We start from the raw sequence: 8,541 nt of genomic DNA, 5'->3' as shown, positions 1-8,541 counted from the left end.
CCGTCGCGATCGGACCCATTTCGGGGTTCACGCCATCGGGCAGGTTCTCTTGCACGCCCTGCAGACGTTCGCCCACCTGCTGGCGGGCGAAATAGATGTCCGTAGAGTCGGAGAAGACCGCAGTGATCTGCGCGAAGCCATTACGGCTCAGCGAACGCGTATATTCGATACCGGGGGTGCCGGCGAGCGCTGTTTCGATCGGGAACGACACCTGCTTCTCGACCAGCTCGGGCGAGAGCGCGGGTGCGCGGACGTTAATCTGCACCTGGTTGTTGGTGATGTCCGGCACTGCGTCGATAGGCAGCCGGTAAAGCGAAAACGCGCCAATGACGGCGACGATGGCGGTGAGCAGCAGGACAAGCCAGCGCTTCTCGACCGCCCATGTGACGATGCGGGCGATCATGGCTTAATCCTCGTGGCTCGCTTCGCCCTTGCCGATCTCGGCCTTGAGCGTGAAGCTTCCGGTGGTGGCGATTTGCTCGTTGCCGGTGAGACCCGAGCGGACGATCACCGTGTCGCCCGACGCATCGCCGAGCTGCACCGGGGTCGCCTTGAAGCCCGTAGGTGTGCGAACGAACACGACCGACTTGCCCTCGAAGCTCTGCACCGCCGTTGTCGGCACGCGGATTGCGCCGCTACCGCCGCTGCCCGTGAGCTGGACGGCGGCCGTCACCGGCTCGCCGACCCGCCATTCGCCGCCCCGGTTATCGAGGGTGGCGAGCGCGGGCACGAGCCGCGTTTGCGGATCGAGCGCCGGCGACACGAAAGTGACGCGCGCGGTCGCCTGACGGTCCGCCGCCTTGACCAGTACCGTGTTGCCGGGACGCACCCGACCCGCGTCCTCAGCCTTCAGGTTGAGGGCGATCGACACCTGGCTCAGGTTCGCGATGCGATAGAGTTCCGCGTCCGCCGCGACCGTCTGTCCCAGCGTCACGGGGCGAGCAATGATCTGGCCCGAGATCGGCGCGGCGATGCCGAGCCGATTGAGACCGCCGCCGCCGACGCCCGCAGCTGACACCATGCTCTGCGCCTGCGTCAACGCGATCCGCGCCTCCGTCGCGGCGGTGCGAGCTGCGATCAGATCCTGCTGGGGCGACACCTTCTGCGCGAACAACCGCTGCTCGCGTGCGAGGTTCGAATTGGCGAGCTGGAGCCGCGCACGCGCCGCCTCGACCTCGCCCTTGATCTGCGCCGCCTCGCGGCTCTCGATGACCGCGATGGTCTGGCCACGGCCAACCGATTGGCCGAGGTTGCGGGTTAACGAAACCACGCGTCCCGCGATGGCGGCCGACACCACTTGCGTCCCTTGCGGATCGCCCTCGATGATCGCAGGCAGCTCGATCGTCCCGGCTCCACCGATGATCGGCCGTCCAATTTGCACGCCCGCTGCGGCGATCTGATCGGCGCCCAGCGTGACCACGCCTTCATCGGCATGACCGCCTTCTGCACCTCCCTTTTCCGCGCCTGCCGCTTCGTTACCGGCTGCGGCATTGGCGGTCGCCTCGTTCCCGGCGTCCTTGCCGCCACAGGCAGCCAGCAGCAGGGCGAGCGATGCGACGCCCGCGAGATAGAAGTTCTTCATCACTGGTTTCCCCCAATGGGCGCAGGAGCGGTCAATCGCTCCACCTGCGCGCGGGCATTTTGATAGTTGGCGAGCGCGTCGATCGCGGCGACCCGCGTTTCGGCGAGGGTGCGTTCCGCATCGAGCAATTCGAGCTGGCCGAACTTGCCCTCGCGATAGCCAATCCGGGCGATGCGAGCGGCCTCCTGCGCAGCCGCCAGTGCCGGCCCCGACGCCGCGCGTGCGGTCGTCGCGGCATTGGCCGCCTGTGCCTGCGCGTCCGTGATGGCCTGTTCGATGTCTAGCGCGGTGACGCGGCGCTGTGCATCCGCCTGCGTCCGCTGCGCGGTCGCCTGCGCGATCGCCGCGCGACCGCTGTTGAACACCGGGATCGGGATCGACACGGTGAACACCGCCGCCATGTCATTGGTCGCTTCCAGTCGGCGGATCGCAGGTCCGACGTTCAGGTCAGGGACGCGATTAGCGCGCGCGAGCCGCACGCCGGCCTCGGCGATCGAGAAATCCGCGTTGGCCGCCGCCAGCGCCAGCGTGCCGGTCGTGTCAGCCGGCGCGATCGGCCCATAGACGTTCGCACCCGGGAGGCGATCGAGCAGCGTGTCATCGAGCGCACCGTCAATCGGTCGCCCGATCCGGCGCGCCAGATTGGCCCGCGCCGCCTCCGCCAAGCGAAGCTGCCGCTCCACATTGGCGTCGGCGTTGATGCGCGCGACATCTGCGCGCTGTTGCTCGAGCGGGGAGGCGCGCCCCGCCTGCACGCGAACGCTCGCAGCCCGTAGCGCGTCGCTGGCGATCCGGGCCTGATCCCGCGCGGTCGCCACCCGGCGATCGGCCGCGACCGCTTCGACATAAAGCTGCGTCACCTGAAGCCGGACATCCGCCGCGATGATCGCGGCCTGGATCTCGGCCCGGGACAATTGCGCATTGGCGACCGCGACGCGGGCGCCGCGCTTGCCGCCTAGCTCGATCGGGATCGCAAAGCCGACCGTGGATTCCGCGCTGCGGACCCCACGATACGGACCCGAGCCGATGACGTTCTCAACCTGGCCTTGGACAACCGGGTTGGGCCGCAGTCCGGCGACCGTGCGGCCCGCGCGGGCCGCATCGATCGCGGCTGTTGCCGCTTCGGCAGCAGGGGCCGAACCGCCCGCTGCACTGACCGCTTGGTCAAGCGTGTAGACCGGCGCGTCCTGCGCAAAAGGCGCGGACGGTCCGACCTGCGCCTGCGCCATAGTGGCGCACGACGCTGCGGCCAGCATGGCCGCGAGGATACGATGCATGAAAATAGGACTCCTGACGATGATCGACAGGGGCGCGCCAACGCGCGCCCAAATCGGACGTCAGGCTTGGGGGGGCCTCAAATGGACCATGCCGGTGCGGCCATCGAGCGACGCAGAGGCGGAGATAGTCGGCTTGGGCATCGTGAGGACGTGGGTATATTCCATCGTCGTGCGCGTAGGCGCACCAACGTCATGCCCGTGGCAATAATTGTGATGGTGCGGAACGTTCTTATCCGAATCCGATGGCACTTGATCGATGTCGCCATCGGTATGGATTGTGAACTCGACGCCCGCGATGCTCCCTCCCGCCAGATCGGCGGCGTGAGCCATGCCGGAGAAACTGGTGAGGACCAGCATCAGGCATGTCAGGAGAGGCAGAAAGGCTCGCACTAACCCGCCCTTACCACGGAGAGGTTTCCATGTCATTGCAATAACTCGCGAGCCGGTGCCTTCGCGGCACGCCATGCCGGCCAGGCTTCCCGAAGCACGCGCCATGCCGAGCGCAGGAAGATCACGGCGATCAATCCGCCGACGATGATGTCCGGCCAAGCCGAGCCGGTCAGGCCGACCAATCCGGCAGCCGCGAGAACCCCGACGTTCGACGCGACATCATTGCGCGAGCACTCGAACGTGCTCGACATGTTCACATTCTCGCGGCGGAAGCGCCAAAGCAGCGCGAGGCAGATCAGGTTCGCAACCAGCGCGGCGCTGCCAACCCCGAGCATCAAGCCCGATGCCGGAGGAACGCCGTTCGCAATCTTGTCAGCGATCTCGAAAATGACCGTGACGCCGAAAGCCAGGATGATGCCACCCTTCGCCAGCGCCGCACTCGCTTCCCAGCGCGCGCCCCGATGCAATGCATAGAGACTGAGCGCATAGACCACCGCGTCGCCGAACATGTCGACCGAATCCGCCATCAAGGCAGAGGAACGCGCGACGACGCCGCCACCAAACTCGACCACGAACATCGCGAGATTGATGAGCATCACGATGATGAGCACGCGGCGCTGCTCGGCCTTGCGACCAAGTTCCGCGATCGTGTCGCGTTTCGATGAGCAACAAGCGTCTGCCATTATCGAAGCTCGATTCGTGGATCAGACGCCCTATATGAACCCTCACCCTACTAGAGGGTCAAGAGGTTGAGCGATGAAAATCGGTGAGATCGCAAAGCGCACCGGGTTGAAGATCGAGACGGTCCGTTTCTATGAGGCCGAAGGGCTGGTTCCCGCTCCCATCCGTAGCGGTGGCAACTATCGACTCTATGATCGCTCGCACCTTGATCGTCTGTCGTTCATCAAACGCTCGCGTGATCTGGGTTTCACCCTGGATCAGGTTCGTGCGCTCCTGCGGCTTTCAGATGATCCGCGCGGTTCCTGTGCCGAGGCCGACCAAATAGCTGCGGTCCACATCGCGGAAATCGATCGCAAGCTGGCCGACCTTACAGCGTTGAAGACGGAAATCGCGCAGTGGGGTGACACCTGCAACGCTAGCATCGTCGCCGAATGCAAGGTAATCGACGCCCTGTCGCATTGAGCCCAAGGCAAGTCGGGCGCGACCCTGCCGGGCACGGCTCTATCAGCGCCCTGGCGTGCGCCGACCGAGCCACCGTGCCGTCGTCTCGGCCCAAAGGGTAACAATCCTCGCGTGGGGTGTGCCACATGGCACACCTGTCGCCGCTGCCCGATGGGCGCGACACCACTTGCCTAGCGCCGCGGCCCTCCCCCGGAGGCCCGCCAGCGCGGGGAACACCAAGGGTTGCTGCCCTTTCGTTCCTGAAGGAAAATAGACGCCTCCTATGGTCCGCCCTAGCGCGGCGATGGGTGAGCGGCAATCGGCCGCCCGCCTTTTACATCGCCGATACCGGCGGTTCGAGCGTCCCAAGCCAGGCAACCAGCGCCAGGATCGTGACCGCGCAGCCCGCTTCAACCGCGAGGCTGCGCCGGAGTGTACCGAGAGCTACCCGATGATTGGCCGCGGCTATCGACGTCTCGAACCGCGGCGTCAGCCGGAAACGGTTGAGTGCGGCGAGGCCCATCATCGCGGCGAACAGCGCCAGCTTGGCGAGCAGGAGCTGGCCGTAGAGCGTCGTCGCCAGCGCCGGAATGTTGCCCGGGCCGACCAGCAGCCAGGCATTGATGAGGCCGGTGACGGCGAGCGTGGCGACTACGATCGTTCCGACCGTCCCGAACCCGTGCAGCGCGCGGTGGGTCAGCGCGAGATGGGGACCATCGACCCGAGGCGCGGGCCGCGTCACCAGCAAGATCAGACCGAGCAGCGCGCCGGTCCAGGCCCCGGCCGCGAGCAGGTCATGAAGCCAGAGATCGATCGTCGGCAACGAACTCACCCACGGTGCGATCGTCAGATCGACGACTTCATCCGCATCGCGTGCTGCGATCCAGCTTTCACCGAGCGCGATAAGCTTCGGCCAGTGGCATAGAGTCAGGTCGTGCATCTCAAACGGGCAGCGCCGCGGCGACAGGAACCGCCGCATTGCAAGCATTGCCGAGGTCTTGCCGCTATTGTTTGCCCCGACAAACAGCGTTGTTGTGGTGGAAAGATCGACACGCGCGGACAGCAGCTTCCTGAAATTGGCAATCTCGACAAACTCGATGTGCACGCGCGCCCCCTCGGCTTCTACCGTAAGTACTGTGACGCCGAATTCTTGCGGCGCAATCAATTGACGCGCTGACCTGCCACCTCACCTGAGTTGGGAGGTCAAAGGCAGCTGTGACCGTTGTGGGTCCTTTCCAGTGTCATAACCGGAGGATTGTGACGCCAGACCCGGCAAGCCGAAGTGGAACTATCTTTCTGCCGACTGCGAAGAGCGCGATTCGGTGTCAGAACCCTTCGGTTGTGACCACTATACCCGAGCCGTAGCAATGCTCGACAGATCGGTTGTGGGGTCGATCGGCACCCCGGCTTCCTTTCGTTCGGAGTAGCGATCAACGAGCTGGGCCGCGTGCGGGCGGAGCAGCACCGTGAACCGCACCAGCTCCTCCATCACATCAACGATCCGATCGTAATAGCTGGACGGCTTCATGCGCCCGGCTTCATCGAACTCCTGAAAGGCCTTGGCGACGCTCGACTGGTTCGGAATCGTCACCATTCGCATCCAGCGGCCGAGGACGCGCAGCGTGTTGACGCTGTTGAACGACTGCGAACCGGCCGACACCTGCATGACCGCGAGCGTGCGGCCCTGTGTCGGTCGCATCCCACCTATCGAGAGCGGCAGATGGTCGATCTGCGTTTTGATGATGCCCGTGACCTGGCCGTGTCGTTCAGGAGAACACCACACATGACCTTCCGACCACATCGACAGCTCGCGCAGTTCGTGGACGGCGGGATGATCGTCGCCTGCGACCTGATCGGGTAGCGGCAGCGCCGAGGGATCATAGATGCGTGTCTCGCACCCGAAGAATTGCAGCAGCCGCGCCGCTTCCTCGACACACAGCCGGGAGAACGATCGCTCGCGCAGAGAGCCGTAGAGCAGCAGGATACGCGGCGGGGGATCACCCGCACCAAGGCCAAAGGCAGGGCGGTCGAGCGCATAGCGCCGATCGAGCGCGGGCAGGTGATCGGGATCGGATAGCGTGCGGAGTGGCATTACAGAGTTAGCCTTATGGCGAGTGCGGCAAGCGTCACCAGCAGCACCGGGATCGTCAGCGTCGCGCCAACCTTGAAGTAGTAGCCCCAGCCAATCCGAATGCCCTTCTGCCCGAGGACATGCAGCCACAGGAGCGTCGCGAGCGAACCGATCGGCGTGATCTTCGGACCGAGGTCGCAACCGATGACATTGGCGTAGATCATCGCTTCCTTGATCGCGCCCGTGGCGTGCGTCGCGTCGATCGACAGCGCGCCCACCAGGACGGTCGGCATGTTGTTCATCACCGACGACAGCAGCGCGGCGATGACCCCGGTGCCGAACGCCGCGCCCCATACGCCGCCTTGCGCGGTGCGATCGAGCAGGCCGGCAAGATGATCGGTCAGCCCCGCGTTTCGCAGGCCATAGACGACCAGGTACATGCCGAGCGAGAAGATCACGACTTGCCACGGCGCGCCGGCCAGCACCTTGCGCGTCTGGATGACCTGGCCGCGCGCGGCGATGACGAACAGGAGGACCGCGCCGGCAGCGGCGACGGCGCTAACCGGCACGCCGATGGGTTCGAGCAGGAAGAAGCCGGCGAGCAGCAGTGCGAGGACGATCCAGCCCGCCTTGAACGTGGCACGATCGCGGATCGCTTCAGCGGGCGCGCGGAGCTGCGCCACATCATAGCTGGCCGGTATGTCGCGCCGGAAGAACAGCAGCAGCGCGACCAGCGTCGCGGCGATCGACGCCAGATCGACCGGCACCATCACCGAGGCATAATCGGCGAAGCCGATCCGGAAGAAGTCGGCCGAGACGATGTTGACGAGGTTGGAGACGATCAGCGGCAAGCTGGCGGTATCGGCGATGAACCCCGCCGCCATGACGAACGCCAGCGTTGCCTTGTCCTTGTATCCCAGCGCGCGCAGCATCGCGATGACGATCGGCGTCAGGATCAGGGCCGCGCCATCGTTGGCGAACAGCGCGGACACCGCCGCGCCGAGCAGCACGATCAGCACGAAAAGCGGGCGACCATGCCCCCCGCCCCAGCGCGCGACATGGAGCGCCGCCCATTCGAAGAACCCGGCTTCTTCGAGCAACAGGCTGACGATGATGATCGCCACGAACGTCGCGGTCGCGTTCCAGACAATACCCCACACCACCGGCACGTCGGAGAGCGAGACGACCCCGACGAGCAGCGCAACAGCCGCGCCGCCTAGCGCGCTCCAGCCGATGCCCAGGCCCTTGGGTTGCCAGATGACGAGCGCGATCGTGACGACGAAAATAGCGAGCGCGAGCAGCATCAGGCGATGCGCTGACCCAGAGCATCCACGACCTGTTCGCCGTCTTCTTTGGCAAACGCGCCTCGTTGAGCCTCGGGCAGCAGATCGAGGACTGCTTCGGACGGTCGGCACAGCTTCACGCCGAGCGGCGAGACAACCAGCGGCCGGTTGATGAGGACCGGGTGCGCCATCATCGCGTCCACCAGCACGTCGTCGGACAGCGCCTCGTCACCAAGGCCCAGCTCCGCATAAGGCGTGCCCTTCTCACGAAGCAGATCGCGGGGCGTGATCCCGGCGCGGTCGATCAGTTCGACCAGCAGCGCGCGCGAGGGCGGCGTCTTCAGATATTCGACAACGTGCGGCTCGATGCCGGCATTGCGGATCATCGCCAGCGTGTTGCGAGACGTGCCGCACTCGGGGTTGTGATAGATCACGATATCGACGGCCACGGGGCGTCCTTTCAGCAGCAGGGGGTGAGTTCGGCCAGGAGCGGCGCGCACAGCTCGGGCGAGGCGGCGCAGCAGTCTTTGACGAGGAACAGCGTCAGCGCGCGCAGCCCGTCCAGATCGGCGCGGTAGATGATCGAACGGCTATGCCGTTCGGAACGGACCAGGCCGGCGCGGGCGAGAATGCCCAGGTGCGCTGACATGGTGTTCTGCGGTACGTCGAGCTGGCGGGCGACTTCGCCAGCCGCCAGGCCATCCGGTTCATGCCGCACCAGCAGACGGAACACATCGAGCCGCGTGCTTTGCGCGAGCGCACCCAATGCGGAGATAGCCGACTCGTTTTCCATATATCCAGCTTAGAGGATATATG

The 8,541-nt window shown here is 65.4% G+C and carries 11 protein-coding genes; 1 reads left to right on the top strand and 10 read right to left on the bottom strand.

The window, feature by feature from the left end:
- The 5 genes from ACH0AE_RS16715 to ACH0AE_RS16695 form a co-directional block, all read right to left on the bottom strand.
- Positions 1-403, bottom strand: a 403-nt coding sequence (locus tag ACH0AE_RS16715) for an efflux RND transporter permease subunit (protein ID WP_406876022.1), incomplete at its 3' end; no start/stop codon positions are given.
- A gap of 3 nt (positions 404-406) precedes the next feature.
- On the bottom strand, positions 407-1,582 hold the full coding sequence (locus ACH0AE_RS16710) for an efflux RND transporter periplasmic adaptor subunit (protein WP_406876021.1): 1,176 nt from the start codon (positions 1,580-1,582) through the stop codon (positions 407-409).
- Entirely contained in the window at positions 1,582-2,859 is a 1,278-nt protein-coding gene (locus ACH0AE_RS16705; protein ID WP_406876020.1) for a TolC family protein, read from the bottom strand. The genes ACH0AE_RS16710 and ACH0AE_RS16705 overlap by 1 nt, the downstream gene beginning before the upstream one ends.
- Before the next feature lie 60 nt (positions 2,860-2,919).
- Positions 2,920-3,216 (bottom strand): hypothetical protein, encoded by a 297-nt coding sequence (locus ACH0AE_RS16700; protein WP_406876019.1) that lies wholly within the window; start codon positions 3,214-3,216, stop codon positions 2,920-2,922.
- Positions 3,217-3,281: 65 nt separating this feature from the next.
- A complete protein-coding gene (locus ACH0AE_RS16695; RefSeq protein WP_406876018.1) occupies positions 3,282-3,932 on the bottom strand; it encodes a cation transporter in 651 nt (216 codons plus the stop codon).
- 73 nt (positions 3,933-4,005) lie between these two features.
- Here ACH0AE_RS16695 and ACH0AE_RS16690 point away from each other — a divergent pair, with 73 nt between their 5' ends.
- Positions 4,006-4,392: a helix-turn-helix domain-containing protein gene (locus tag ACH0AE_RS16690; RefSeq protein WP_406876017.1), complete on the top strand. Its 387-nt coding sequence runs from the start codon at positions 4,006-4,008 to the stop codon at positions 4,390-4,392.
- A 313-nt stretch (positions 4,393-4,705) separates the two neighbouring features.
- On the opposite strand, the gene ACH0AE_RS16685 is transcribed toward ACH0AE_RS16690, so the two are convergent.
- The 5 genes from ACH0AE_RS16685 to ACH0AE_RS16665 form a co-directional block, all read right to left on the bottom strand.
- Positions 4,706-5,476: a CopD family protein gene (locus ACH0AE_RS16685; protein WP_406876016.1), complete on the bottom strand. Its 771-nt coding sequence runs from the start codon at positions 5,474-5,476 to the stop codon at positions 4,706-4,708.
- Between the two features lie 243 nt (positions 5,477-5,719).
- Positions 5,720-6,463, bottom strand: coding sequence for an arsenical resistance protein ArsH (arsH, locus tag ACH0AE_RS16680; protein WP_406876015.1), 744 nt, complete (start codon positions 6,461-6,463; stop codon positions 5,720-5,722).
- Positions 6,463-7,746: an arsenic transporter gene (locus ACH0AE_RS16675; protein WP_406876014.1), complete on the bottom strand. Its 1,284-nt coding sequence runs from the start codon at positions 7,744-7,746 to the stop codon at positions 6,463-6,465. Before ACH0AE_RS16675 ends, arsH begins: the two co-directional genes overlap by 1 nt.
- Positions 7,746-8,174, bottom strand: a complete 429-nt coding sequence (gene arsC, locus ACH0AE_RS16670) for an arsenate reductase (glutaredoxin) (protein ID WP_406876013.1) — start codon at positions 8,172-8,174, stop codon at positions 7,746-7,748. The genes ACH0AE_RS16675 and arsC overlap by 1 nt, the downstream gene beginning before the upstream one ends.
- 11 nt (positions 8,175-8,185) lie before the next feature.
- Positions 8,186-8,518 carry an ArsR/SmtB family transcription factor gene (locus tag ACH0AE_RS16665; RefSeq protein WP_406876012.1) on the bottom strand — a complete coding sequence of 111 codons (333 nt, stop codon included), beginning with the start codon at positions 8,516-8,518 and terminating at the stop codon, positions 8,186-8,188.
- Positions 8,519-8,541 lie beyond the last annotated feature (23 nt).

The sequence above is a fragment of the Sphingomonas sp. 179-A 2A2 NHS genome, assembly GCF_045371305.1.
Classification (GTDB): domain Bacteria; phylum Pseudomonadota; class Alphaproteobacteria; order Sphingomonadales; family Sphingomonadaceae; genus Sphingomonas.
Note: the sequence above shows the minus strand (reverse complement) of the source record. Positions and strands in the feature narration are given on the sequence as shown.